At 57.7% G+C, this 25,606-nt stretch carries 32 protein-coding genes, 1 tRNA gene and 1 riboswitch; of the genes, 14 read left to right on the top strand and 19 right to left on the bottom strand.

Annotation, left to right across the window (positions count from 1 at the left end; genetic code table 11):
• Nucleotides 1-95 precede the first annotated feature (95 nt).
• Nucleotides 96-527, bottom strand: a complete 432-nt coding sequence (locus VN577_06235; protein HWR14405.1) for a response regulator — start codon at nucleotides 525-527, stop codon at nucleotides 96-98.
• Nucleotides 528-801: 274 nt separating this feature from the next.
• The gene (locus VN577_06230) at nucleotides 802-1,680 is read right to left on the bottom strand and encodes a PhzF family phenazine biosynthesis protein (GenBank protein ID HWR14404.1); all 879 of its coding nucleotides are present in this window, start codon (nucleotides 1,678-1,680) and stop codon (nucleotides 802-804) included.
• A gap of 150 nt (nucleotides 1,681-1,830) precedes the next feature.
• On the opposite strand from VN577_06230, the gene VN577_06225 reads away from it, so the two are divergent.
• The 3 genes from VN577_06225 (at nucleotide 1,831) to VN577_06215 (ending at nucleotide 3,860) form a co-directional block, all read left to right on the top strand.
• A complete protein-coding gene (locus VN577_06225) occupies nucleotides 1,831-2,514 on the top strand; it encodes a peroxiredoxin (GenBank protein ID HWR14403.1) in 684 nt (227 codons plus the stop codon).
• A 126-nt stretch (nucleotides 2,515-2,640) separates the two neighbouring features.
• On the top strand, nucleotides 2,641-3,726 hold the full coding sequence (locus VN577_06220) for a radical SAM protein (GenBank protein HWR14402.1): 1,086 nt from the start codon (nucleotides 2,641-2,643) through the stop codon (nucleotides 3,724-3,726).
• Nucleotides 3,727-3,761: 35 nt separating this feature from the next.
• Nucleotides 3,762-3,860, top strand: a tRNA-Sec gene (locus tag VN577_06215).
• A gap of 9 nt (nucleotides 3,861-3,869) precedes the next feature.
• Here VN577_06215 and glgP read toward each other — a convergent pair.
• The 3 genes from glgP to VN577_06200 form a co-directional block, all read right to left on the bottom strand.
• A complete protein-coding gene (gene glgP, locus VN577_06210) occupies nucleotides 3,870-6,473 on the bottom strand; it encodes an alpha-glucan family phosphorylase (protein ID HWR14401.1) in 2,604 nt (867 codons plus the stop codon).
• A 151-nt stretch (nucleotides 6,474-6,624) separates the two neighbouring features.
• On the bottom strand, nucleotides 6,625-7,164 hold the full coding sequence (locus VN577_06205) for a DinB family protein (protein HWR14400.1): 540 nt from the start codon (nucleotides 7,162-7,164) through the stop codon (nucleotides 6,625-6,627).
• A 7-nt stretch (nucleotides 7,165-7,171) separates the two neighbouring features.
• Entirely contained in the window at nucleotides 7,172-7,570 is a 399-nt protein-coding gene (locus tag VN577_06200; GenBank protein HWR14399.1) for a hypothetical protein, read from the bottom strand.
• A gap of 109 nt (nucleotides 7,571-7,679) precedes the next feature.
• Between VN577_06200 and trpC the strand changes: the two genes are divergently transcribed.
• The 8 genes from trpC to VN577_06160 are packed head-to-tail and all read left to right on the top strand — an operon-like array spanning nucleotide 7,680 to nucleotide 13,030.
• Nucleotides 7,680-8,480 carry an indole-3-glycerol phosphate synthase TrpC gene (gene trpC, locus VN577_06195; GenBank protein ID HWR14398.1) on the top strand — a complete coding sequence of 267 codons (801 nt, stop codon included), beginning with the start codon at nucleotides 7,680-7,682 and terminating at the stop codon, nucleotides 8,478-8,480.
• Nucleotides 8,480-9,163, top strand: coding sequence for a phosphoribosylanthranilate isomerase (locus VN577_06190; GenBank protein HWR14397.1), 684 nt, complete (start codon nucleotides 8,480-8,482; stop codon nucleotides 9,161-9,163). Before trpC ends, VN577_06190 begins: the two co-directional genes overlap by 1 nt.
• A gap of 8 nt (nucleotides 9,164-9,171) precedes the next feature.
• Complete coding sequence (gene trpB, locus VN577_06185; GenBank protein HWR14396.1) at nucleotides 9,172-10,371, top strand: tryptophan synthase subunit beta; 1,200 nt, start codon at nucleotides 9,172-9,174, stop codon at nucleotides 10,369-10,371.
• Nucleotides 10,371-11,165, top strand: coding sequence for a tryptophan synthase subunit alpha (gene trpA, locus VN577_06180; protein HWR14395.1), 795 nt, complete (start codon nucleotides 10,371-10,373; stop codon nucleotides 11,163-11,165). Before trpB ends, trpA begins: the two co-directional genes overlap by 1 nt.
• A gap of 13 nt (nucleotides 11,166-11,178) precedes the next feature.
• Complete coding sequence (locus tag VN577_06175; protein ID HWR14394.1) at nucleotides 11,179-11,466, top strand: chorismate mutase; 288 nt, start codon at nucleotides 11,179-11,181, stop codon at nucleotides 11,464-11,466.
• A complete protein-coding gene (locus VN577_06170; protein ID HWR14393.1) occupies nucleotides 11,463-12,317 on the top strand; it encodes a prephenate dehydrogenase/arogenate dehydrogenase family protein in 855 nt (284 codons plus the stop codon). The genes VN577_06175 and VN577_06170 overlap by 4 nt, the downstream gene beginning before the upstream one ends.
• Before the next feature lie 18 nt (nucleotides 12,318-12,335).
• Entirely contained in the window at nucleotides 12,336-12,593 is a 258-nt protein-coding gene (locus VN577_06165) for an AbrB/MazE/SpoVT family DNA-binding domain-containing protein (GenBank protein ID HWR14392.1), read from the top strand.
• Nucleotides 12,590-13,030 (top strand): PIN domain-containing protein, encoded by a 441-nt coding sequence (locus VN577_06160; GenBank protein HWR14391.1) that lies wholly within the window; start codon nucleotides 12,590-12,592, stop codon nucleotides 13,028-13,030. Before VN577_06165 ends, VN577_06160 begins: the two co-directional genes overlap by 4 nt.
• 5 nt (nucleotides 13,031-13,035) lie before the next feature.
• On the opposite strand, the gene VN577_06155 is transcribed toward VN577_06160, so the two are convergent.
• The 6 genes from VN577_06155 to VN577_06130 form a co-directional block, all read right to left on the bottom strand.
• Nucleotides 13,036-13,719 (bottom strand): CoA transferase subunit B, encoded by a 684-nt coding sequence (locus VN577_06155; protein ID HWR14390.1) that lies wholly within the window; start codon nucleotides 13,717-13,719, stop codon nucleotides 13,036-13,038.
• 13 nt (nucleotides 13,720-13,732) lie between these two features.
• A complete protein-coding gene (locus VN577_06150; GenBank protein ID HWR14389.1) occupies nucleotides 13,733-14,002 on the bottom strand; it encodes a hypothetical protein in 270 nt (89 codons plus the stop codon).
• Complete coding sequence (locus tag VN577_06145; protein HWR14388.1) at nucleotides 14,002-14,697, bottom strand: CoA transferase subunit A; 696 nt, start codon at nucleotides 14,695-14,697, stop codon at nucleotides 14,002-14,004. Before VN577_06145 ends, VN577_06150 begins: the two co-directional genes overlap by 1 nt.
• Before the next feature lie 71 nt (nucleotides 14,698-14,768).
• On the bottom strand, nucleotides 14,769-15,038 hold the full coding sequence (rpsT, locus tag VN577_06140) for a 30S ribosomal protein S20 (protein ID HWR14387.1): 270 nt from the start codon (nucleotides 15,036-15,038) through the stop codon (nucleotides 14,769-14,771).
• A gap of 97 nt (nucleotides 15,039-15,135) precedes the next feature.
• Nucleotides 15,136-15,525 (bottom strand): type II toxin-antitoxin system VapC family toxin, encoded by a 390-nt coding sequence (locus VN577_06135; protein HWR14386.1) that lies wholly within the window; start codon nucleotides 15,523-15,525, stop codon nucleotides 15,136-15,138.
• Nucleotides 15,522-15,752 (bottom strand): hypothetical protein, encoded by a 231-nt coding sequence (locus tag VN577_06130; protein HWR14385.1) that lies wholly within the window; start codon nucleotides 15,750-15,752, stop codon nucleotides 15,522-15,524. The genes VN577_06135 and VN577_06130 overlap by 4 nt, the downstream gene beginning before the upstream one ends.
• Before the next feature lie 90 nt (nucleotides 15,753-15,842).
• Between VN577_06130 and VN577_06125 the strand changes: the two genes are divergently transcribed.
• Together VN577_06125 and VN577_06120 are read left to right on the top strand one after the other, a co-directional pair.
• Complete coding sequence (locus VN577_06125; protein HWR14384.1) at nucleotides 15,843-16,187, top strand: histidine triad nucleotide-binding protein; 345 nt, start codon at nucleotides 15,843-15,845, stop codon at nucleotides 16,185-16,187.
• A 124-nt stretch (nucleotides 16,188-16,311) separates the two neighbouring features.
• Nucleotides 16,312-17,241: a hypothetical protein gene (locus VN577_06120; GenBank protein ID HWR14383.1), complete on the top strand. Its 930-nt coding sequence runs from the start codon at nucleotides 16,312-16,314 to the stop codon at nucleotides 17,239-17,241.
• On the opposite strand, the gene VN577_06115 is transcribed toward VN577_06120, so the two are convergent.
• From VN577_06115 to VN577_06090, 6 genes are read right to left on the bottom strand one after another with little or no spacing between them, the layout of a single operon-like run.
• The gene (locus tag VN577_06115) at nucleotides 17,242-18,456 is read right to left on the bottom strand and encodes a beta-ketoacyl-[acyl-carrier-protein] synthase family protein (GenBank protein ID HWR14382.1); all 1,215 of its coding nucleotides are present in this window, start codon (nucleotides 18,454-18,456) and stop codon (nucleotides 17,242-17,244) included. It abuts the gene before it with no gap.
• A gap of 1 nt (nucleotide 18,457) precedes the next feature.
• Nucleotides 18,458-18,706 (bottom strand): acyl carrier protein, encoded by a 249-nt coding sequence (locus tag VN577_06110; protein ID HWR14381.1) that lies wholly within the window; start codon nucleotides 18,704-18,706, stop codon nucleotides 18,458-18,460.
• Nucleotides 18,707-18,738: 32 nt separating this feature from the next.
• Nucleotides 18,739-19,239 (bottom strand): DinB family protein, encoded by a 501-nt coding sequence (locus VN577_06105; GenBank protein HWR14380.1) that lies wholly within the window; start codon nucleotides 19,237-19,239, stop codon nucleotides 18,739-18,741.
• A gap of 44 nt (nucleotides 19,240-19,283) precedes the next feature.
• Nucleotides 19,284-20,120, bottom strand: a complete 837-nt coding sequence (locus tag VN577_06100; GenBank protein ID HWR14379.1) for an ABC transporter ATP-binding protein — start codon at nucleotides 20,118-20,120, stop codon at nucleotides 19,284-19,286.
• Entirely contained in the window at nucleotides 20,120-21,154 is a 1,035-nt protein-coding gene (locus VN577_06095; GenBank protein HWR14378.1) for an iron ABC transporter permease, read from the bottom strand. Before VN577_06095 ends, VN577_06100 begins: the two co-directional genes overlap by 1 nt.
• Nucleotides 21,151-22,020: a helical backbone metal receptor gene (locus VN577_06090; GenBank protein ID HWR14377.1), complete on the bottom strand. Its 870-nt coding sequence runs from the start codon at nucleotides 22,018-22,020 to the stop codon at nucleotides 21,151-21,153. Before VN577_06090 ends, VN577_06095 begins: the two co-directional genes overlap by 4 nt.
• 78 nt (nucleotides 22,021-22,098) lie before the next feature.
• Nucleotides 22,099-22,304: riboswitch (cobalamin riboswitch) on the bottom strand.
• Nucleotides 22,305-22,415: 111 nt separating this feature from the next.
• On the opposite strand from VN577_06090, the gene VN577_06085 reads away from it, so the two are divergent.
• Nucleotides 22,416-23,234 (top strand): DUF169 domain-containing protein, encoded by an 819-nt coding sequence (locus tag VN577_06085; protein HWR14376.1) that lies wholly within the window; start codon nucleotides 22,416-22,418, stop codon nucleotides 23,232-23,234.
• 3 nt (nucleotides 23,235-23,237) lie between these two features.
• Here the strand turns inward: VN577_06085 and VN577_06080 are convergent, their stop codons facing one another.
• Nucleotides 23,238-24,146, bottom strand: coding sequence for a LysR family transcriptional regulator (locus tag VN577_06080; GenBank protein ID HWR14375.1), 909 nt, complete (start codon nucleotides 24,144-24,146; stop codon nucleotides 23,238-23,240).
• A 34-nt stretch (nucleotides 24,147-24,180) separates the two neighbouring features.
• Complete coding sequence (locus tag VN577_06075) at nucleotides 24,181-25,599, bottom strand: glutamate synthase subunit beta (GenBank protein ID HWR14374.1); 1,419 nt, start codon at nucleotides 25,597-25,599, stop codon at nucleotides 24,181-24,183.
• Nucleotides 25,600-25,606 lie beyond the last annotated feature (7 nt).

Genomic DNA, 25,606 nt, shown 5'->3' with positions numbered 1-25,606 from the left:
CAATTTAGTGTTTCACCTTAGAGGAAATAAGCAGAGGGACCGGAAACAGAAAAGCCCGGCACTCGCGCCGGGCGTGGTGATTGCAAGTATGAGAACTAACTGGCGGCGGCTGTACGGTGATCTGCACCAATGAATGCGGGAGAGATGACAGCCCGTTTCGGGCCGCGCTTCCGAACCAGTAATAGCCGGATGCGCTCGAGCAGTTCGATGGGAGCGTAGGATCCCTTCGGCAGGAAGAGATCAGCACGGCAGTCGCGGTCGTAGAACTTGACCTTTCCGGAAAACAGGATCGCAGGTGTCTGCGGTGAGAGGTTCTTCACTTCCTGAACAAGTTTTTGGCCGTCCATGCCGGGGAGGACGAAATCGGTAAGGAGGAGATCGATGCCACCACGCTTGAACAGCTCAAGCGCCTCTTCCGCTGTGCAGCAGGAAATAACCCGGTACCCGCGGGTTTCGAGCATCACTTTTCTGATGGAGAGTAACTGTTCGTTGTCGTCGACGCACAGGATGGTACGCTTCGGCTTCATTTAGTCCCCTTGCGGATTTACAGGCCGCAGGCGGTAGGCCGTTGCCGGGAACCATGGCTGGTAGGCAAATCGGCGGCCGCATTTGGTCCTGCACCGCTTTATATTTTTGTCTTCTCTATTGGCGAATCAATCAGAGCGAACTGCATACTAGGAGTTTGGCGGCCTTCTGGCAAGTGCCAACACAACAAACAAAGAAATATTTATGCCGTTGAGATTTGCGTTGATGATCCACTAGGGGTTGTGAATATCGACGCAACGAAAACGCCCGCCCAAGCTAGAAAAACAGCTCGCCGCGCGCGACTTCCACAGCTTGCCCTCCAACGCGCACGTTGACCACTGAATCACCTTTCTTCTCCGCGCGGACAAAAATTCTGCTCGGACGCTTTGCCTCGATGCCCTGTTCGATGAGCACATGCTCGTCGGAACGCGCAACGCCGTGCTTTGCCATCCATCCAGCGGTGCATCCTGCGGCAGAACCGGTGGCCGGATCCTCACCGTTGTAGAAGATCATGCGCGCGTGCAAACGAGCCTGTGGATCGAGGGTTTCGCGCGACACGAAGTAGAGGAACTTGCCGTCGCTCTTCGCCAGATATTCGACTGCGTCGCTGTAAGCAAAGCTCAACGTCTGCAGGGTAGATAACTTCGCAATCGGAACAATCACGAAAGGGACTCCTGTGGAAACTGTGTGGATCGGCACATCGTCGGAAATATCGCCGATGTTTAGGCCGGCTATGCGTGCGATATCTTCGCGCGAATGGACCTTTCCAAACACTGGATCCGTCTGCCGCATTTCCCCAAATGGCTGCCCATTTTCCGTACTGAAGCGCACGGGAATCTTCCCGATGTTCAAATCAAGGACAATCTCGTCGGCGCCACCGATGCCACGCAGCACCCAGGCTGTTCCCAAAGTGGGATGGCCGGCGAAAGGGAGTTCTTCATACACAGTGAAGATACGGACGCGATAGCCGCTCTGCTTCACTTCTTCAAAGGTGCGCGGAATGACAAAGGTGGTTTCGGAAAGGTTCGTTTCGCGCGCGATGGACTGCATTTGTTCCGCCGAAAGCCCCGATCCATCGGTGAACACCGCCAGTTGGTTCCCCTGCAAAGGCGTAGAGGTAAATACGTCGACAGTAATAAATGGCAGTCTTGGCATGGCATCTCCGGTGATTCGGGCTGCACGGGCGCTTTTGACGCGCTTAACCGCTGAGCGTATCCTAATCGGCGGTTTCTCTGTTCGCCAGCGTTCCGACGTCAAACGTTGTACTTTGGCCCTTTCACCCACATAACAAACCAGGAGAGGAAGATGAGCACAGCGACTGCTACTGGAACTATCTCCAGAATGCCTCGCATCAATGAACCGGCTCCGGAGTTCGAGGCAAAGTCGACACACGGAATCATTCATCTGAGCGACTACACGTCGAAAGGCAAATGGGTGATGTTGTTTTCGCATCCGGCGGATTTCACACCGGTATGCACAACCGAGTTCGTGGAATTCGCGCGGCGTTATCCCGATTTCGAGAAACGGAACGTGCAGTTGATCGGCAACTCCATTGACAGCGTCTACTCACATATCGCCTGGGTGCGAAACATTGAGGAAAAGGTGGGAGTGAAGATTCCCTTCCCGGTCATCGCCGATCTCGACCAGAAGGTTGCACGCTCCTACGGCATGGTGCATGAGGCCGTAAGCGATACCGCTACGGTCCGTGCAGTTTTTGTAATTGATCCAAAAGGGATGATCCGTGCCATTCTGTACTACCCGATGTCCCTTGGCCGCAATGTTGACGAACTCATCCGCATCTTCGAAGCGCTCCAGACGGCAGATGCAAACGCATGCGCTACGCCCGCGAACTGGCGTCCGGGAGACAAAGTCGTAGTACCGCCTCCGCCGACCCAAGCTGATGCCGAAGCTCGCGTGAAGACTCCGGGCCTGGATATTACAGACTGGTATCTGAGCAAGCGCGAACTGGCAGACGCCGCAAAGCGCTAACGTGTATGATGTTTGCGGGCACATGAACCATTTCATGTGCCCTTTGACCGGCTCGTCGCGCCGCCTCGTCATTCGCCCCACTGAAATACAAGAGCGTTCATACCCGGGGCGCATCTAAAGGTATCCATGAAGAGTAAGGACGTTATCTCCGCATGGGGCCGGATCTTGACGGGCAGCATGCCCATGCTGTCGATCGAAATCACCCGTGAGTGCCCGCTGAGTTGTCCCGGTTGCTATGCATACAACGACACGCATCTCGGCGGAGGCGTTGTGCTGCGAGAACTGGCGGATTATCGCGGGGATGATCTGGTGGAAGGTGTCGTCGGACTGGTAAAGAAACACCGGCCACTGCATGTTTCCCTGGTCGGCGGTGAGCCGATGATCCGGCATCGCGAGTTGAGCCGCATCCTTCCGCGGCTGGTGGCACTGGGCGTTTGGCCGATGGTGGTCACCAGCGCAGTGATCCCGATTCCGCCGGAATGGACGGCGAACGAAAAGATCCGCGTAACTATCTCCGTAGATGGACTGCCAGAGCATCACGACATCCGTCGTAAGCCTGCCACCTACGAACGCATCCTGAAGAACATAAAGAATTGCCGCGTAAACGTGCACCTGACCGTGACACAGCCGATGATGGAGCGCGACGACTACCTCGACGAATACTTCGAGTTCTGGAATGGACGTCCGGAATCGCGATCCATCTGGCTCAGCCTCTATACGCCCCAGGTGGGAGAACAATCTCCGGAAATGCTGACTCCCGAAGCAAAGGCGCGACTCGTTGCAAAGCTCCCCGAGTGGAGAAAACGATATCCGAAGTTGCTGATGTTCGGTAAGACGGGAGAAGCGTTCACGAATCCGCCGGTAAATCCCGAGCAATGTACGTTCGCAACCATGTCAGCAAACTATTCGGCGGATCTGAAAACGCGTGTGGAACCTTGCATCTTCGGTGGCACACCGGATTGCTCCCAGTGCGGATGCGCAATCAGTATCGCCATGCATTGCCTGCAAGATTACAGGATCAAGGGTCCACTGAAGGCCGGTCACTTCATGCGGGGCTCCATGCGTGTCGGAAAATTCATGAACAAGCTGCGCCGGAGAGATGCGGTCCCCGACCGCTGGGAACGCGCAGACGCTGCAGTGAAGCACCTTGGACTGGTGACGATCCAGACAGGCATGCCGGTTCCGGACGAGGAAAACGCGGACGTCGCTTAAGACTCCACACCTGACACGCTACAATGACCTCACGCGGAAGCGCATGGGGTCCGGTGATCCTCCCGGTCTTCAAAACCGGCGGTGGGCATCTTCGCGATGTCTACGGTGTGTTCGACTCGCACACGCTTCCGCCAGATTGTTCTTCAGACCTTCGCCTTCATCGATGCGCTGTTCTGTGCGTCCGCCCAACAGATCAGTCCAGGCACATGGTTGAGCGAGGCGAGATCAGGATGATTTGGCCGTACGCGAACCGTGAAGCCGTGGCGTCCGCTGCGAGTCAGTTCCGTTCTTGCTGAGAACCCGTACAATCCATTCGTCCCCTTACCGTTTGACTCCATTACGACTGCCCGCGCATCGACGATTTCACCGCTGGTGTCAACGCGTCCCAAGTAGAGTTCCACGACTACATCCTCGGGCGTTAGCGCTCCAAGGTTGACCTCCGCGCGAACGGGTATCTGCGAGGACACAGCCAGGGCTAAGGGCGCTTCTTCAATGTGCTGGACCGAGACGTGGGGCCATTCCTGCTGCACGCGGTCCAGGTACTTCGCGAGTTGTCGCGCTCGTGCGGCCTGGTCAGCCTCAAGATTTCGGAACTGCTCATGCGCCTTCTCGTAGTACTCGCAGATGTAGTCGCTAACCATGCGGTGCGTATTCACAAAACCGCAAAGCCCCGCGATTGACGTCTTCATGCGGTTTACCCACCTGCGCGGCGTGCGATCGGCACCCCGGTCGTAGAACATGGGAATGAGTTCATGCTCCAGGATGTCGTAGAGCGCTTCGGCTTCTACCTGGTCCTGATAGTTCTGGTCGTTATAGGACTCGCCATTCCCGATGCTCCAGCCGATCTCGGTCGGTTGTTCGGCGTCGCGCCACACTTCGTCCCACCAGCCGTCCAGGGTGCTGAGGTTCAGGACGCCGTTGGCAGCCGCCTTCATACCGCTGGTACCGCTGGCTTCATTGGGACGAAGCGGATTGTTCAACCACACATCCACCCCCTGGACCAGGTATCGAGCGACAGCCATGTCGTAGTCTTCGAGGAATACGACATGGCGTCCAAGTTCCGGATCGCGGCTGAATTGCGTGATTTGCCGGATGAACTCCTTGCCGGCATCGTCGCGAGGATGCGCTTTCCCGGAAAATATGAACTGCAGCGGACGGGCAGTATCACTGAGCATACGCCGGAGGCGCGGAAGGTCGCGGAGCACGAGAGTGGCACGTTTGTAGGTAGCGAAGCGGCGGGCAAAGCCGATGGTCAGTGCATCGGGGTCGAGGATTTCGTCGGCAGCTTCGATCTCCATCTGTGGAGCACCCCGGCGGATGCGTTGATTCCGCACTCGATCACGCGCCCACCCCACCAGGCGCTCACGGCGTCGCTGATGGGTTCTCCATAGTTCTTCGGCCGGGATGTTATGAGCACGGCTCCATAACTCGGAATTGGCCGGTTCTTCCCGCCAACTCGGGCCGAGGTAGCGGTCGTAAAGCTGGTTCATCTCGAGCGAAATCCAGCTGCGGAAATGGACGCCGTTGGTTACGTGGCCGATAGGAACTTCCTCCAGCGGCACCCCGGGCCACATCCATTGCCACATCCGACGGCTGACTTCCCCGTGAAGACGGCTGACTCCATTGCAGCGCGACGCAAACCTCAGTGCCAGAACCGTCATACAGAAATCGCCGATGTTCCGCGTACGCCCAAACTGCATGAACTCCTGATTCGATTTGCCCAGCAGGTACGCCGTCTCCCCCAGGTAACGCTCAGTCAAATCAGGTGGGAAATAGTCGTGTCCGGCTTCGACGGGAGTATGAGTCGTAAAAACCAGGCTTGCTGAAGCGAGTTCTCGGGCTTCCGCAAAGTTCAACCCGTGCTTGTGCATCAGAGACAGGGTGTGTTCGAGGGCAAGGAAAGCCGAGTGTCCCTCATTCATGTGGTAAACCGTAGGTTGAATTCCGAGAGCCTGCAGCGCACGATAGCCGCCGATCCCAAGCAGCATCTCCTGCCGGATGCGCATTTCCTTGTCGCCACCATAAAGCTGGTCGGTAATATCCCGGTCCGCCGACTGCGCATTCTGGGGAATGTTGGAATCGAGCAGATAGAGCGGAACGCGGCCGACCTGCACGCGCCACACCTGGGCGTACACCGGTCGTCCGGCGAGCTTTACTTCGATGACTACAGGTTTGCCGTCGGCACCGTATGCAACGTTCAGCGGAAGGTTTTCAAAGTCATTGTCCTCGTACGCTTCCTGCTGCCATCCTGATTGGTTCAGATACTGTTTGAAGTAGCCTTGCTGGTAGAGCAGGCCAACTCCAACCAGCGACAGCCCCAGATCGCTGGCGGACTTGAGATGGTCTCCGGCAAGTATGCCGAGGCCTCCGGCGAAGATCGACAGGCACTCGGTAAGGCCGAACTCGGCCGAGAAATACGCGACGACCGGCATTTCCTTCTTCCCGCAATGCTTCTGGAACCAGGTCGACTCGCCACCTAAGTAGCCGTGAAGCCGGTTGGAAACGCGCTCCAGATGCGCTAGAAAGGCATCGTCCTTCGAAGCGGATTCCAGACGTTCCTGCTCAATGCAACCCAGCATACGGACGGGGTTGTGGCCGGTCGTCTCCCAAAGATCGCCATCGAGTCGCCGGAACAACTCGACGCTCTCATGACTCCAACACCAGCGAAGGTTATACGCAAGCTCTCGAAGGGCCTCAATATTGGGAGGAAGGTTGGGAACAACGCTGAAAGTTTGAACCGGTTTCATGTGGCGCTCCCCGCAAAAAATCGCGGCAATAGCCGCCTTTTATGCTCACCGGAGGTGAGCGTCAAGGAATTGCATTCCATTTTTGTGTGAGGCATTCCTGTATCGGGACAATGCCCAGTCCCGATCTTCTGAAATTTCTCACCAGTTGACATTAGGAGCTGTGTCCAGAGCACTGCAGTACGCCGAGGAAAGCCGTCCATGGCCCTACAGTTTCTCGGTACTGGTGTGCCATTACCCGCGACAGTTGATGTAAATGCGTAAGATCGTGAGCCGCCCAGGTCGCCAGGAGTTGTGACAGCGTGACCGCGCCAAAGGCCTGGTGGGTGCCACGGCGCTCCATGTCCGCCGCGGTGAGGTTAAGGGAACGCAGGGTCTTCAGGCTCTCCGAACGCAACGCGGAGAACTCATCGAGCAACTGCGGTAGCGATTTGCCTTGGGATTCCTTGAACTGCGCCAATCGATCAAACTTGTCGAAAGGCACACTCTCGCCCGATTCAAGAATTCGTTTGGTGCGTGGGACCCAGTCTGTGCGCTCGCCATGAACGAGGTGGCCGAGAATGTCGAAGGCGCTCCAGGTACCTTCGCCTTCCGCTCGGTGAGTCCAGGATTCGGGCAAGTCGCGTAACAAAACGTTGAGTGCGGCGGGAGTGCGTGACAGAAGTGCGATCGTGTCTTCTAGATTGTGCTTCATGAGTCTCCTATCGGAAGGCAGCCTTGATCTGCGGCTGCACGAGGTACCAGACAATGACGGCATTCACCGCCAGACGGAAGACACGGCTAATCATGCCCATGCCAATCGGCGATATAAACGAGAGAACGGCGGCGAGAATGGCGATGCCGGAAAACACGATGGCCGTGATCCGCGCCCATTCCTTCAATTGAAATAGCGAATATCCGATAAAGGCCAAGATGGCGCCGAAGCCGAGAAGCAGGATGCCACCGATGGATCCGAGTCCGGCGACAATCGTCTGCATGCCCTGCGCCATGGCGCCGAATGCGGTAAAGCCGATGAGCAGAACGCCACCAACAAACAGCAGGAAGAACGCTCCTATCCAATACAGAACCGCAATGACGACAACACCGGGAGGTCTGTTCATCGCCCCGTCCTCATCAACGCATAACGCGTTTCGTATAGACCTATAAATTATTCGATGAGCTGCAACATCGCACGACGCGCAGAAATTGTTGCATAATCGAAGGATTCCGATGCCCGTAAGTCTGGACCAGATTGTCGCCTCTACGCGCCGGCGTGTAGCCGAGACGAAGTCGCGGATGAGTGTGACCGAACTGGAACGACAAGCAGCCACGCACGAACCGCGCGGCTTCGCCAATGCGTTACGAGCGAAGTCGTTGAAGGGACCGGCGGTAATCGCAGAGCTCAAGAAGGCATCGCCCTCAAAGGGATTGATCCGCGGGAGTTTTCATGTCGCTGCACTGGCGGCGGAATTGACACACGGGGGCGCGGCCGCGCTCTCGGTGCTTACCGATGAAGAGTATTTCCAGGGTTCTCTCGATTACCTGGTCGAAGCGTCGGCAGCAGTGAACATTCCACTGCTGCGAAAAGACTTCATCGTCGATGAGTTTCAGATCGTAGAGGCACGCGTCAACTGTGCAGATGCCATCCTGCTGATCGTGGCGGCGCTGTCGGACGGTGAGTTGAAGCGGTTTAATGCGAAGGCTCGGGAAACCGGCCTGGATGTACTTTGCGAAGTGCATGACGAGACCGAACTCGAGCGCGCGCTGGCGATTGGTTTCGATGTGATCGGCGTGAATAGCCGCAATCTCCGCACCTTCCACGTTGACCTGAATACGGCGTTAAGGCTTGGTCCGATGATTCCGGACGGAGTGGTCCGCGTGGCCGAAAGCGGCATCGAGAGCGCACACGATATTGCATCATTGCGCGAAGCCGGTTATCACGCGTTCCTCGTCGGCGAAACGCTGATGAGAGCGGATCATCCGGGAGAAGCCTTGAGCGAACTTCTTGCTCGCAGATCGGTGGCGCTCTGATGGTTTGGGTGAAGATCTGCGGCATGACGAATCCGGAAGACGCCCGAGCGGCTGCCGAAGCGGGCGCTGATTCAATCGGGATGCTTTTTGCGCCGAGCAAACGGCGGATCACCGTCGAAGTGGCAAAAGAGATCACGCGTGCATTGCCCCACACGATGGAAAAGGTGGGCGTCTTCTATGATGAGTCTGCGGCTGCCATTGAGGAGATTGCGGCGGAAGTAGGCCTAACGGCTGTGCAACTGCACGGAGATGAGTCCCCGGATTTTGCGCAGCAGCTTTTTCGTCATGGTTCGCGGCGATCACGGGGGCAGATGCGTGTCTTCAAGACGCTGCACGTCGCACCGGGCGTGGAAGGCCTGGCGCGTAACTTTCTCCAGGACAGATGCGTCGACGGAGTTTTGCTCGACAGCGTCGTTCACGATCCTGTGACGGGAAAGACCGACCGCGGCGGTACCGGGCAGACGTTCGACTGGAAACGCGTCGAAGAATTCCTGCCGGGCATTGCCCGCGAAACGCGAGTGATCGTTGCGGGAGGGTTGTCGCCAACGAACGTCGCGGATGCAATCAGAATGCTGCGCCCCTGGGGCGTAGATGTCTGCTCCGGCGTCGAAGCCGAACCAGGCAAGAAAGATCTTCAGAAATTGCGCGAGTTTGTGATCGCCGCTCGCGCCGCACGAAATTAGGAGTCGATTTGAGTACCGCTTCAGCCAATCTCGCTGGAAGGTTTGGTCCATACGGGGGGCGCTATGTCCCCGAAACGCTCATGGCCGCGCTCCAGGAGTTGGAGCGCGAGTACGAGAGAGCCAAGGCCGACCCGGCGTTTCACGCGGAACTGGATGAGCTCCTGCGAAATTTTGCCGGACGTCCAACGCCGTTATTCTTCGCGCGGCGCTTGAGCGCAGAACTTGGCGGAGCGCAGATCTACCTGAAACGTGAAGATCTGCTGCATACCGGCGCACACAAGATCAATAATGCACTCGGTCAGGCGCTACTTGCGCGTCGGATGGGCAAGCATCGCATCATCGCCGAGACCGGCGCCGGTCAACACGGAGTTGCAACCGCAACGGTGTGCGCATTGTTTGGCATGGATTGCGTCGTCTACATGGGTACCGAGGACATGCGTCGGCAGGAACTGAACGTCTTCCGCATGCGCTTGCTTGGTGCCGAAGTGCGTGGTGTGGATTCCGGCCAAAAAACGCTGAAAGACGCAATCAACGAAGCGATGCGCGACTGGGTCACGAACGTCCGCACGACGCATTACATGCTGGGGAGCGTGCTGGGTGCACATCCGTATCCGACGATGGTGCGCGATTTCCATCGCTGCATTTCGAAAGAGGCTCGCGCACAAATCCTTGAGCAGGCGGGACGTTTACCCGATGCAGTGATTGCCTGCGTAGGCGGTGGCTCAAACGCGATTGGCGCATTCTTTGAGTTTATCGATGACAAACAGGTGAAGCTGATCGGCGTGGAGGCCGGAGGCCGCGGAATGAAATTAGGTGAACACGCAGCGCGGTTCGAAGGCGGATCGCCAGGCGTATTGCAGGGGACGTATTCTTACCTGCTTCAGGATGAAGCCGGTCAGGTGGCGACGACACACTCGATTTCCGCCGGACTGGACTATCCGTCCATTGGACCTGAACATGCGCAACTGAGAGATGTCGGCCGGGCAGAGTATGTTTCGGCTTCCGACGAAGAAGCTCTCGAGGCCACGAAGATTCTGGCACGGATGGAAGGAATCATTCCCGCTTTGGAGTCGGCACATGCCGTAGCCGAGGCAATCAAGCGCGCGCCCACAATGAAAAAGGATGAGATTGTGATCGTGAATGTCTCCGGACGCGGCGACAAGGACATCGGTATTCATCGCGAGAACATGAAGGAGCTGGCGGGCTGATGGCGCTTCAATTTCACCGCAAGCCCGGACTCGTCGCTTACATCACATGTGGCGACCCTGACCTTGCGACCTCTCGCGAAGTCGTGCTGTCGGCAATCCGCGCAGGAGCGGACATAATCGAACTTGGCGTTCCCTTCAGCGATCCCGTTGCCGACGGTCCGGTAATTCAGCGTGCAAGTGAACGGGCGTTACGGGGCGGCACGACGCTGGCGGATGTTCTGAACCTTGCGAAAGAGATTCGTGCGCAGGCGCCCCGAGCGGGATTGCTGGTCTTTTCGTATTTGAATCCGCTGGTGCGTTTGGGCCTGCAACATTTTGCCGACACCGCAAAAGCAGCCGGTGTCGATGGTGTGCTAGTGACGGACCTGCCAGTCGAAGAGGCCGGCGAGTACTTGCCCATCATGCGCAAGGCCGAGCTAGATACAGTTTTCCTGGCGGCACCCACCAGTCCTGACGAGCGCCTGAATGCGATCTGCGAAGCTTCACGCGGGTTTGTTTACGCTGTTTCGCGAACTGGAGTCACCGGAACACGCCAGGAGATTGCCTCCGACGCAAGCAGTCTTGTCTCCCGCATCCGGGACTTTACGAAGCTGCCCGTTGCGGTGGGATTTGGGATTTCGAATGCCCAGCAGTTCGCCGAAGTTACGTCGTTTGCCGATGCGGCGATCGTAGGAAGCGGTATCGTGCAGGTGATCGAACGCGCGGAACACGGACGAGAAGCGGAAGCTGTTTACGATTTCATTGGCAACCTGTTGCATGGGGCTGGGCAAGCAGCGCAATCCACCACAAAATAGCGGGCGAGAACGAATGGATATCTCCGACTGGCGCAAGAAGATCGACGAAATTGACCCTCAGCTCGTGCGTCTGCTCAACGAGCGCGCGGAAGCCGCACGCGAAATCGGCCGCGTTAAGCGGAACCTCGACATTCCGATCCGCGAACATGATCGAGAGCGCGAAGTGTTGCGAAATATCTCGCGCGCGAACAAGGGCCCGCTTTCGAACACCGACCTCCACCTGATCTTCGAGAGCATCATGGACATCATGCGGAACATCCAGAAGAGCGAAATCGTCGCCGACGAACCGGGTACCGAGTGAGCTTCCGGCAGATCACCGTCATCGGTACCGGCCTGATCGGCGGTTCGTTCGCGCTGGCGGTGCGCAAGGCAGGCTTTCAGGGGAAGATCGTTGGCTGTGATCGCGAGCACGTGCTGCTTCAGGCACGCGATTTCGGTGCCATCGACGAAGCCATCGCCTCTCCTGAGATGGCGATCAAAGGAAGCGACCTTATCGTTATCGCGACCCCGGTGGGAAGCATCATTGACCTGATTGAACGCATTGGCCCGCTCGTTCCGGCAGACGCGTTGATCACGGACGTGGGAAGCACAAAGACAGAAATCATGGCGCGCGCGCATGATGTTTTCGGCGATGACGTGGCACACCGTTTTTTGCCCGGTCATCCCATGGCGGGGAAGGAACACGCCGGAGTCGAATATGCCGATGCGAACTTGTTTCGCGATGCCGTGTGGCTCCTGACTCTCTACCCCGGACAGAACGCCGACCAGTCGCGAATTCCTGAGTTCCTCGACTTATTAGAAAAAATCGGAACGCAGGTCGTGCTTTTCGATCCTGCCCAGCATGACCGGGTCTGTGCCTTAGTGAGTCACCTCCCGCAGATGCTTTCAACCGCCTTTGCATCCACCCTGGTGGATACCATCGGCGACAACCCCGAGGCAAAATCAATCGGCGGGCGTGCTCTTCGCGAGATGACGCGAATCGCGCAAAGCCCTTACTCAATGTGGCGCGACATCGCATTGACGAATACCAAAAACATCCAGGATGCTCTGCTCAGGCTGGAACAAAAGCTGGCGCATATTCGGGAGAACTTGCGCACCCGTGAACTCGAAGAGGAATTTGAGCGCGCGCACACTTTTGGCCCCAAGAAGTGATATGGTAGAATGCATGGTATGGTTACTACCATAGATTCAGCCGGAAGATTGGTGATCCCGAGCGAGATTCGCCGCGAGGCAGACTTAAGGCCGGGCGTTCCCCTGGAAGTCCGTTTCCATGATGGCCGGATTGAGATAGAACCACAGCCCCTCCCGATAAAGCTTGTTCGCAAGGGCGAGTTGGTAATCGCACAACCGGAAAAGAAAACACCAAAGCTTACATCTGAAACTGAAGACCGGGTGCGTCGCGACATCCGGTCGCAACGCGGACGATGAGCGAGGCCTTTGCTGTCGATTCAAGCTGCATGGTAGCTGCGGTTTGCTCTTGGCACGAGCAGCACACTGCTGCGTTCGCGGAGATCGAGCGTCGCTTGACGCGAGGCGAGCGGATGGTCGTGCCGATCCATGCTCTCACAGAAGCATATTCGGTGCTGACACGTTTGCCTGCTCCACATAGGCTTTCATGTAGGGATGCATGGGCAGTTATCGAAGCGAACTTCGTCCATTCACGAATGGTGGTGGCACTCGATGCCAGCGAGCAGGTGAAATTACTGGCTAGATTGGCAGCCGATGCTTGGGGCGGAGGGCGCACTTACGATGCGGTGATTGCTGCGTCAGCAACGCGTGGAAAAGCAGCCGAACTTCTGACCTTTAATCCACGCCATTTCGAGCCCGCACTCGATGGAATCAGCATCGTCGTACCCTGTGCCTAGAAGAACTAACCCGCCATCTCCTTCAGATTCGGACTAACGATCAACTTTGGTTGCGTCGCCTTCTGCACGTCCTCTGGCGTCACCCCCTTCGCTACTTCCTCCAAAACCAAACCGTACTTGGTCACCTGAATGTAAGCCATTTCAGTGACGATGGTGTCCACCACGCCGACTCCGGTCAGCGGCAGGCTACACGTCTCCAGTATCTTTGGCTCACCGTTCTTGGTGGTGTGTTCCATGGCGATGATGACGCGCTTGGCCCCCGCGACGAGGTCCATGGCTCCGCCCATGCCTTTCACCATTTTGCCGGGGATCATCCAGTTGGCGAGATTGCCTTGAGCATCCACTTCCATCGCGCCGAGGACGGTCAAGTCAACGTGTCCGCCGCGAATCATTCCGAATGAGTCGGCGCTCGAGAAGTACGCAGTCCCGGCAATCTCCGTCACGGTCTCCTTGCCTGCATTGATCAGGTCCGGATCCTCCTCCCCTTCGAAGGGCCAGGGGCCTACTCCAAGCATCCCGTTTTCGCTTTGCAGGACAACTTCGATTCCCTTCGGCACGAAGTTGGCCACCAGAGTCGGCAGACCGATGCCAAGGTTCACGTAGAAGCCGTCACGAAGTTCATGTGCAATACGCCGGGCGATACCTTCGCGCTTATCGATATCTTTGGTCACTTTAGGCGGGGTGGACATTGCGTCAGTCCTTTTACCAGGCCGCTTCGGCGCGGCGAAAATCGGTTAACTTCTCTTCCAGTTCCTCGAAGCCATTTGCGGGTTGGCGATGCTGTTCCAAAGCCGCGTTCAGCAACTCGCGCCAGTGGTCCGTAACGGCTCCCATCACCTCGTTGTAAGCCGGGGCATACACCGAAAGCTCGGCCGCAAGATCTCCAAGCGTAAGTCCACCTTCTTCATACATACGGATGTATTTCAGCACGCTGGCTCGAACTTCTTCCTGGGTTGAATCCGGAGCTGGCACTAGACTATCTTCCTCACGGTGCGTTTCTCGATCCGCTTCTCCGCGTGAGAAACGACGATACGATTTACAAATATGCCCGGCGTGTGCACTTCGTCAGGGGGGATTTCGCCAACCTCGACCAGTTGCTCGACCTCAGCAATAGTGACTTTGCCGGCGGTCGCCATCATCGGATTGAAGTTGCGCGCCGTCTTGCGATAAACGAGGTTCCCCCAGCGATCCGCCTTCCAGGCTTTGACGAGCGCGAAATCACCGGTAAGACCACGCTCCATCACGTACTGACGGCCATCGAACTCGCGCGTCTCTTTGCCCTGCGCCACCAGGGTTCCGAAACCGGTCGGGGTATAAAACGCAGCGATGCCCGCCCCTCCTGCGCGAATACGTTCCGCGAGCGTTCCTTGCGGATTCAACTCCAGATCGAGTTCACCCGACAGCACGAGTTGTTCAAAGAGCTTGTTCTCTCCGACGTAGCTGCCGATGTGTTTCCGGATCTGGCGCGTCTGCAGAAGTTTGCCGAGACCGTACTGGTCCACCCCGGCATTATTGCTGACTGTAGTAAGGTTCTTCACGCCCTTACGGTGGATGGCATCGATCAGGTCCTCGGGGATACCGCACAGACCGAATCCGCCCACCAGTAGTGTCGCGCCGTCGTGGATATCGCGGACGGCTTCATCTGCATTCGCAACCACTTTGTTCATCGCTGGGAGATTCTATCAAGGACGGAAAAGGAAAAGGCAGGCCGCAGCCTGCCCTTGCTGAAAATCGGGGACTACTTGGAGGCCATTGCCTCAAGCCGAGCGTTCAGGCGGCTCTTATACCGGGAGGCGGTGTTCTTGTGGAGAACGCCCTTTTGAACGGACTTGTCCAGCGCCGAAACGGTGGCGCGGAATACCGTGACTGCTTCCTGCTTGTTGCCCGAAGCAAGAGCTTCGCGGAAATGGCGGATCGCCGTACGTAGACGAGACCTGTTGTTGCGGTTAACGGCGGTACGTCTTTCCGTCTGACGGGCCCGCTTCAGGGCCGAAACGTGGTTTGCCATGCTGCTGCTTATCCTTCTAGAAACAAAAATCTTGCCTGAGCAAAAGGTTATTTTACCGGAGTTTGTCCGAGATGGTCAATCACGGCCTGCGCGAAGGCTAAACGAGCACGAGTTTCGCAGCGTGCCCAGGTGCTGAGCCTAGCCTTGCGTCGCAAGTAATCAAGCAGGCACCGAGTGCCTCGGCTAATGCAACATACGCCGCATCATATGCCGAGATGTTGTCTTTCAACGTCCAAATGCGACGAAGTAGCGGTTCGTGCGGGTATCGCGCTATGTCCAGATCGTGAAAATCCTGCAGAGCCATCGTGGCCCTTGTAGAACTCATCTCCCCGAGTCTTACCATTCTCCTGAGAACATGCGCCACTTCCACGTCGATCAAGTGCGGAGCATGAAGGATCACGTCGGGGTGTAGCTTTTGTTTCACGAGCGCACCTCGGGGCGTCATCAGGAGCAATTCCACTGTTGCGGAAGCATCCAGAACAATCACCGTGCCTCGCGTTCTTCGCGAAGGATGTCGGCCACAGCCTTCGCCGTAGAAACTGGTTCCCTCTTCTCAAGGCGGGCCAGAACCTCCTCCATCGTAGGTCGCTCCATAGCGCGTCTAATCTCCTTCAATAGGTAATCCGATAGGGACATTCCGGCCATGGCAGCCCGAGCTTTGGCGACTCGATGAACCGAATCAGGCATATTACGGATCTGGACCATCTTTGGCATGCGATGAATTATAGGCACATGTGAAATACATGTAAACATGTAGATTGCATGTGATGGACAATGACCCAGCTAGCGTGGACAATGCTCCCCATGTCCAATTGCCTCTTCTGCAAGATCATCAAGGGCGAACTTCCCTCCAAAAAGGTGTACGAAGACGAAAAGGTCTATGCCTTCCACGACATCAATCCTGGCGCCCCTACACACATCCTGATCGTGCCGAAAAGGCACGTCTCAGGGGTCAACACGGCCAGTCATGAAGACGCCGAGATCATCGGCTACAGCCACTTGATTGCGGCCAAACTGGCAAAAGAACGGGGCATTGATGACAGCGGCTACCGGACCGTATACAACGTCGGACCGGATGCCGGCCAGTCGGTGTTCCACCTCCATCTCCACCTGATCGGCGGGCGGAGGATGTCTTGGCCCCCCGGCTAAGCTCTTCCTACTGAGTACGTTAACGAGGTACATAGTCGCATTACCGACGCCGTTGGCCCCTCGTAAGCTGCCTTGGTTACCCCTGCGGAAGTACCATCATCGCGAACGTTGGACGAGGTTCCCGATGATTGTGTCGAAATTCCGAATTTTACCTATCGTGCTGTTCAGCACGGTTTTAGCCGCGCAGCAGATCCAGGTCCGTATAGACAACCGGATTTCCAGCGAGACGGCGCGCCCCGGCAATGCCTTCCAGGGAGTGCTTGTTCAACCCGTAAACCTGGGCGGACGCAGTTGCGCCAGGAACAGTCCTGTTGGCGGCGTGATCAGCGAAGCGAAAAGCTCTGGCCGCCTGAAGGGGCCCGGCGTCCTGGTACTGGAGCCGCAATGGGTCTCTTGCGGCGGACGTAGAGTGAACGTTTCAGCCGAACCAATCCGTCTTGAAGGCGCTTCCCACACGAAGCGCAACGCCGTGTTGATCGGCGGCGGAGCCGGTGCAGGTGCATTGCTCGGCGGCCTGATCGGCGGCGGCAAAGGCGCCCTGATCGGAGCTGCTGTCGGAGCCGGGACGGGCACCGTGGGCGCGGCGGCGACCGGAAAACATGAAGCTGTCATCGAACCCGAGGCGGTTGTCGGCTGGAACCTGAACTCTGCTTCGAATTCAAACGCATACCAGAACAGTGCTCCGCGGCGCGAAAGCGACTATGCGCGCTCGCAACAGCCGTCTCGTCATTCTCGTCACGACGATGATGATGACGACGATCGGTATGGCGATCGTGATGGCGGCAGGGATTACCGTTTCACCGAACACGACCGCGTTTACCTTCGCCGCTGCCTGGGATCAAACTACCGTTTGCCTCCCGGACTGGCCAAGCAGGGCAAAATTCCTCCGGGACACGCCAAGAAGATGCAACGCTATGGTGAACCGATTCCGGGCGCCTGTATGGCAGAGTTGTCGCCGATTCCGCGGGGATGGGATCGCATCATCGTGGCCGAGCGCGTTGTGCTGATCGACCCGTTCCGCCGCGAGGTTGATTTCTTCATCTGGCAGCGATAGTCAACCTGAGTATCTCCGAAACGCCAGCACGGCATTCAATCCACCGAATGCAAACGAATTCGAAAGAGCGAATTCCACGTGCTGGCGTTTCGCTGTGTTTGGAACCACGTCTAGGTCGCATTCCGGATCGGCTTCGCGATAGTTCGCCGTAGGCGGCAGAACTCCCTCGCGTACAGCAAGAACCGTCGCTACTGCCTCGAGTGCCCCTGCGGCGCCGAGTGCATGGCCGTGCATAGATTTCGTGGAACTCACAGAAAGCTCCTTCCCGTGTGGTCCGAAGGCCAATTTGATGGCTGCGGTTTCGGTGGGATCGTTGACGGGTGTTCCGGTGCCGTGGGCGTTGATGTAACCGATCTGCTGAGGAGAAATCCTAGCATCTTCCATCGCGCGATTCATGGCGGCAGCAGCACCTTCAGGCGAGGGCTTTGTGATGTGGCCCGCGTCGGACGACATGCCGAAGCCCACAATTTCGCCATAAATGTTCGCGCCGCGGTCTCGTGCGTGCTCAAGGGATTCGAGCACCAGCATTGCGCCGCCCTCGCCCAGCACCATCCCTTGCCGGTCTTTTGAAAATGGACGACAGGTATCCGGCGAGATCACGCGCATGGCTTCCCATGCCTTGAGCAATCCGAAACTGAATGGAGCTTCACTGCCTCCAGTGATCGCCGCATCGACCATACCGCTACGAACCATGTGAAACGCCTGCCCAATCGCGTGATTGCCGGAGGAGCACGCCGTCGAAACCGTAAACACCGGGCCGCGAATGCCGAATTCCATCGAAATGTGGCTCGCACCTGCGTTCGCCATGGTCCGGGGGATCGACATCGGATGAATGCGCGATCTGCCTTCGCGGTAGAGTTCCACGAACCCGGTGTCCTGCGTGTTCTGGCCGCCAAGACAAGAGCCCGTGATCACCGCCGTCCGGCCACCGAGTTCCGGATTGATCATAAGCGCCGAGTCGGTGACTGCCTCTCGTGCCGCTAACAGCGCGAACTGCGCGAATCGATCAAGTATGTCGGCACTGCTGCCGGGGAAATAACGTTCCGGAGCGAAGCCCTGCACTTCGGCGCCGCTCTTGAACTTCAGAGCTGCGGTATCAACCGATTGAATGGGACGGATCCCACTGCGGCCTTGTGACAGACACTCCCAGTTTGTTTTGGCACCCAGACCGAGTGCGGAGATGATTCCCAGACCGGTGACGACCACCCGCGGCATTTCAGGCCGATTTCCTGGCGGCGATCAGTTCGTGAACGCCATCCACCATCTGGCGGATTGTCTTGATCTGGCGAGCTTTTTCGTCGGGAATGGAAATATCGAATGCCCCTTCGAGCTCGAACAGGATGTTCACCGCATCCAGCGAGTCGAGGCCCAATTCGTCAAAGGTGGAATCGATGGTGACCCGTTCGGCGGCGATGCGTTTCTGCTGCGCAATGATTTCGCAGACCTTGCTTTCAACGTCGTTCATGCGATGGGCTCACCCCGCTGACGATTATAGGACTACTGTCCGAGGATACGCCGGATCTGCTGGACATGGTTAAGATCATGCCCGGCCATGTGCCGGGCGAGCGATTCGACGGTGATCTTGCCGCGCTCCGCATGTACGCCGTGACAGTGCCACTCATGCTCCGTAAGCCGGTCCAGCAACTCAATGTTCGCAACTCGGAGCGACTTGAAAAGCGTGAGCGATTGCCGCGCGTTACGGCCCGTGTAGTTCCCGAGTTCGGCCCACCTGTCCTGATCGAAACCCGCTAACGGGCAACCGGGATTCTCCAGCATCCGGCGGTAGCGCCAGAAAGTCACGATTTCATCTTCCGCCAAATGCGTAATGATCTCATTGACCGCCCATTTGTCTGGCTGAGGACGACGGTGCAGGTCTTGCTCGGAAAGTCCGTCGATCAACTGCTCCAATGTAATTGGGGTTTGGCGTTGCACGGCAAGGAAGTCGTCTCCTTGCGAAAGCCCTTCGATCTTCTTTAGATATTCCACCGAGTCCGGCATGGGCTATCGGATGCCCCCACACACCTTCCGGTCACACAATATCCTTACCAGAAGCGCGTGATTCCACGACGGCGGAGAGGCCGCGCCCTCCGGCACTCCCTCGATGTGCTTGCCACCGGCTCCGGAACGGACTCGCCAGGCAGGTAAGGCGTGAGTGCCGAACGCTCTACGGAATACGCAGCCTCCAGAAGCTCCGGCCGCATTACCTTGTCCGTGAATCCCGCAATGCATCGGCCCTCCAATAACAGGATCGCACGGGTGAAGTTTTCGCGAACCAGGCTCAAATCGTGTACAGCCGCAAAAATCGTTATTCCCTGCCGGTTCAATCTCCGCAGCAATGACAGAAACTCGATTTGCCTGCCCACATCCAGATGCTGCGTAGGTTCGTCGAGCAGCATGACCTTCGGTTCCTGTGCCAGGCCAAGCGCGATCTTTACCCGTTGCTGCTCGCCACCGGAAAGCTCCGCATAATAGCGGTCGCGCAATTTCAAAACGTCCACGGACTCCATCGCATGTTCGACCACCTGCCGATCGTATCCAGAAAGATGACCGAAACGTCCGGCATAGGGAACCCGACCTTGCGCCACGATCTCTTCCACCGAAAACAGAAATGGCACTTCGAGTTGCTGCGGCACGAGCGCAACAAACTTGGAAAGCTCACGGCGATCCCAGTTCCGCGGCTCGCGTCCCTCGGCAAACACTTCTCCGGCTCGTGGCTGCAACAGTCCGGCGATAAGTTTCAGCAAAGTCGTTTTCCCGGCCCCGTTCGCGCCCAGCAGTGCGACCATTTCGCCCGGCTCAATACAAAACGAAACTTTCTGAAAGATCGTCCGCGAACCGAACGCGAACTCAAGATTGCGGGATTCGATCAGAGCCGACATTAAGCAACTTCCCTTCTATGATTCAGCAAATATAAGAACGCCGGACCGCCGATAAACGCCGTCAAGATGCCGACCGGCAACTCCGCCGGTGCCACCGCCGTACGCGCTACCGTGTCGGCGATCACCAGGAACGCAGCCCCGCCTACCGCCGCGACCGGCAACAACTTGAAATGATCAGGACCAAGAATGAGCCGCAGGAAATGCGGAACCAGAAGTCCCACAAAACCGATCAGTCCGCCGAGCGATACCGCCATGGCCGTGAGCAGCGAGCCGATAATCAGCACCTGCAACCGTACCCGCTTCACTTGGATACCCAACTGCAACGCGTAATCTTCACCGAGTGCCAGCGTGTTCAGCTTTCTCGCTACTGGCAGGGCGAACGCGATTCCGCACAACATCACGACGGCAACCGTCACGATCTGCACCCAGGGCGGAACGCCGATCTGACCATACAACCAGGCTGATAATATTCGCGCTCCCGGGTTTGCCGCTTCCTGCCGCAACTCGAATGCAGACGTCGCTGCATTCAGGATCGTTCCCACCGCGAATCCAGCGAGCAGCATGTTTTCGATGGCAAACCGTGCATTGTGCCGCGCTAGATTCCATACCACCACCATCGTCAATAGTGCCCCTGCAAACGCGAGCAGCCCTGACCCGCCGATCCCTGCAATAGAAAGTGTCGGAAAAATAAACACCGCCAGCGCTCCGCCGAGTGCCGCTCCGCCTGATGCTCCAAGCACAAAAGGATCCGCCAGCGGATTCCGAAATAGCCCCTGAAAGAGCACGCCAGTTGCTGATAGCCCTGCGCCAGCCAAAGCCGCCGCCAGCACTCGCGGCAACCGCAAGCTGAATAGGATGACGGCCGCATCGCCTGATTCCGCGGGGTTCACCAGTGCCCGCAGCATTGTGCGCAAGGGAACACGCACCGCACCCAGTCCGGACGCCACAATCACGGCCGCGACAAGCAATGCGCTCAACAGCAACATTGCCGCCGCTGTACTGGGACGCTTCCGAGTCTGCACCGCCGCCTTCATCGTGCTGCCTCTATATTCTTCGCCAGATCTTCTAGACCATCGAATGCGACCGGCCCGGGAATCTGCAGCCGGTCGTCGGCGTACATCACGTGTCCTTCGCGGACGGCCCTCAGCGCATTCCATCCTGCGCGCGCACGCATTTCCTTCAGCCCGAATGGCGCGCTCTTCATGATGAGGATGTAATCCGGATTGCGCGGGATCACCGATTCCAGGCTTATCCGAAGCCAATCCTGCTTGACATCGCTGGTGACAGAGCGCGCGCCCGCCGCTTCAATCAATTCCGTAATAAATGCCCCGGATCCCGCCGTAATGCAGGGCTCCAGTTGTACCGACAGAAACACCGACGGCTTCTTCTTCCCTTCACTGAGCTTCCTGACTCTTTGCTCCCTTTCCTTCAGCTTTCGCGTCAACTCCGCCGCTTCGCGCTCACGCCCGATCACTTGCCCGATGCTGGCAATCGCGCTATACACGCCGGCCAAGCCGCGTCCATGAACGAGGAACACCGGAATCTTCATCCGCTCAAGCCCCCGCACCGTCTCGGGGCTGTTCAAGGTAGAAACCGCGATGACCACATCCGGATGAAACGACAAAATCCTCTCGAGCGAAGGATGCAGGATGTCCCCGATACTCGGCTTTTCACGCGCCGCTTGAGGTGGATACTCCGTAAAATCCGTGATTGCCACCAGTTGCGGACCGCCGCCGAGTGCATAAATCGTATCCGTGACGCTGGGCGTAAGACTTACAACGCGGTTCACTTTATCGGGAACTGTGACCGTCCTCCCGGTTTCGTCTTTCACCGTGCGCGCAGCCCAGGACACCGGTCCCAGACAGAGGACCATCGCCGCAAGCACGCACAACCGTTTCATAAGGTCGCCTTGATTCAGGCGGGATGATGGATGGCAGGTTCAAAAAAGAACGCCTGTCGGCTCTCCCGTCGAAGCCAACACAGCCACGAGCGATCCGGCAGGTCTCCTGACTTCGTGCTTCCCCGGTTCGGACCGCCTTCCCAGAGCGCTCGCTCCAGTGGCGATTGGGTCCGTCCCTCAGCACTTACAGTTGCGGGGCAGTGGCGGACTTTCACCGCTCTTCCCTTTACCAGATCAGTGCAACAACAGGCCTAGTTTAAACCACCGCCTCGGGTTTTCTGAACGGGAAAATCCCGTTGATTGCAGCGTCACATCGTCGTGCGGCAAGGGTCACAGTCACGCTCTTCCAGTCCCCGCCAAACTGGTTGACGCAAAAACCTTGTCTGGAGCGACGAATGCAGAGTCGGATTGCCGCCGCCATAGGTCTCAGCAACAACCCCGTAGCGCTCACATGGAGTAGCCAGGCGCCCGACAGCGCCCTGCATTTCCGTACCGGAAGCTGGGGGTGCGTCGTGAGTCTCATCGCCGCTGTCGCCGCCAAGGGCTCGGTAGCCGCGTTCAGCCGCCAAACGTACGGTTGCTGGGGCGGTGGCGTCGGCCTCGGATTCGGTAACCAGTATGAAGTCTTCCCCGGCGGCGTCGAGGGCTTCTGCCGCTTTCTTTCCGACGGCAACTCGAAAACCGAACTCGGCCGTGCGATTGGCACGAAGTTGCAGTCCGGCGGAGGCGCCAGCTTGGCCGATGACTTCCTGAACGGCGAGCGGTACGTGAAAGACCCATCCTGTGTCGAGAAGTTCCTGGACTCCATGCCGATGCGTGATCTCGGTGAGAAGTTCGTGGTCTTCAAGCCGCTGTCGCAGGTCGATCCCGCAGCGGACGTCGTAAAGAACATCACGTTCTTCGTCGAGCCCGATGCTCTCTCCGCGCTAGTGGTTCTCGCCAACTACAAGAAGCCCAATATCGAAAACGTCGGTATGCCATGGGCGGCAGGATGCCAAGTCATTGGCATTTACTCGTACCAGGAACTCGACCGGGAAAATCCGCGCGCACTGGTTGGCCTTACCGACATCTCCGCGCGCAAGAGTGTTCGCCGCACCTTGGGCAAGCACGTCATGTCATTCACCGCGCCGTGGAAAATGTTTCTTGAAATGGAATCGAACGTCGACGACAGCTTTTTCCAGCGCGAAACTTGGAAAGCGCTTCAGCGCCCGTGACTGCTACTTCTTCGGGGATCCCGTATTTTGCTCCGCTGCCCTCTGTCGGCACAGTTCAATGAAGGCGACGGCCGCGGGCGACAAAGTCTTGTCTGAGCGGTGTACCAGTCCTAGTTCGCGATAGAGATTTAATCCCTTCAGTGCCAGCAGCTTTGCTTCGCCCGACCGAACCTGGTCTGCCGCATAGCTGGCCGTCACCAGCGATACACCCACGTCAGCGGCCACGAATCTTTTGATCATGCTGACGCTTGGGATCTCCATGGCCACCCGCAATTTCCCGCGGTACGGCCGGAAGATGGAATCGAATAACTGGCGCGTGGACCCTGTCTTCGGAAAGATCAGGGGCTGTTCCGATAACTCCCGCACGCCGACTTCCGTCTTGTTCGAAAGCGGATTGCGTGCGCTCACCATGCACATGATCCGATCGCGGAAAATCGGATGCACCTTCAGGTTCGGCGACTTCACCGGCAGGCTCACCACGCCGAGATCTACAGTCCCGTCTTCCACGCGCTCAAGGATCTTGCGGCTGAAATTGCGGTAGATGCTGACCTGAACCTGCGGATATTCCTTCGAGTAATTGCCGAAAACCTCGGGTAGCACGTAGAGGCAAGTGGCCTCATTCGCGCCTACCACCAGCACGCCTCGGGGCTTGTCGGACTGGCTCGCAACCGCCTGAAGAGATTCCGTCCGTAAACGGACGAAGCGTTGCGCGTACTCGAGAAAAACCTCACCTGCAGCCGTCAGGCTTACATTTTTGCCGCTACGATCGAGCAGCCGCTCGCCGTATTCGTGCTCCAGTTGCCGAATCTGCGCGCTCACCGCCGATTGCGACCGGAACACCTTCTGACCAGCACGCGAGAAGTTACGCAGCTTGGCGACTTCAATGAATGTAACTAGCTGGTCAAAGTCCATGGTCGGATTATAAGTGCGAACTCGGACAGATCAATCAGTTTGCCGATCCTCTCGCCCGCAAATATGCATCGACCCCGGCTGCCGCGTTTCGACCCTCCTGGATTGCCCACACCACAAGCGATTGTCCGCGACGCATGTCGCCCGCCGCGAACACGCCTGGCACCGACGACATGTAGCTCTCATCCGTGGCTACGTTGCCTCGAGGATCGAGTTTGACGCCGAGTTGCGCAAGCAATCCGCCGCGGACAGGACCAACGAACCCCATCGCCAGCAATACCAGATCGCACTCCAGGAAGAACTCAGAACCTTCCACTGGTTCGAATTTCGGCGGCGGCCCAACGCGGACACCGCTCAAACCGGTGAGACGGCCCTGATCGTCGCCATGGAACGTCGTCGTAGAGACACTCCAGTCGCGAGTGCCTCCTTCTTCGTGTGAACTTTCCGTCCGCAACTGCATCGGCCAGAGCGGCCACGGAGTTTTCGGCGAGCGCTCAGCCGGCGGCATCGGCAACAACTCGAACTGGTGTATCGACTTTGCCTTCTGCCGGTGTGCAGTGCCGAGGCAATCTGCCCCGGTGTCGCCGCCGCCAATAATCACCACTCGCTTGCCGGTCGCCAGAATCGGCTCGGCGGAAAACTCAATGCCCTCGTTCCGGCGGTTCTGCTGGGGCAGGAACTCCATCGCGTAATGAATGCCCTTCAACTCACGGCCCGGGAGAGGCAAGTCCCGAGGCTGTTCCGCTCCGCCGGCTAGCAGCAGTGCGTCGTAGTCGCGCTGCAAGTCGGACACAGAATGAGTCACTCCGACGTGAGCGTTGTTCACGAACTCCACCCCTTCCTGCGTCATCTGCTCAAGGCGGCGTTCAACAATGTGCTTTTCCAGTTTGAAGTTTGGAATGCCAAATCGCAGCAGACCACCGGGCTTTTCGTTCTTCTCAAATACGGTGACTGCATGGCCTGCACGCCGCAACTGTTGCGCTGCCGCCAGTCCCGCCGGACCGGATCCGATGATTGCGACGCGTTGCCCGCTTTCATACAGTGGCGGTTCCGGTCGAATCCATCCTGCGCTCCACGCGTGATCGATGATCGTCTTCTCGATTTGCTTAATCGTGACCGGAGGTTCGTTGATCCCTAGCACACATGCCGATTCGCATGGCGCCGGGCAGATTCGCCCCGTGAACTCCGGGAAGTTGTTCGTCGCGTGCAAACGACGAATCGCTTCTTCCCACCGGCCGCGATATACGAGATCGTTCCAGTCGGGGATGATGTTGTTCAGGGGACATCCGTTGTGGCAGAACGGAACGCCGCAGTCCATGCAGCGTGCGCCCTGCGTTCGGACCTTCTCCTCCGAAAAATCCTGGTAGATCTCGAACCAGTCGTTGATGCGCTCGAGGACGGGCCGCCGCGGCGGAAGCTCTCGCGTGTGCTCACGAAATCCAGTTACTTTACCCATGGTTCCT

It is taken from the genome of Terriglobales bacterium (assembly GCA_035561515.1).
Taxonomy (GTDB): domain Bacteria; phylum Acidobacteriota; class Terriglobia; order Terriglobales; family Acidobacteriaceae; genus DATMXP01.
Note: the sequence above shows the minus strand (reverse complement) of the source record. Positions and strands in the feature narration are given on the sequence as shown.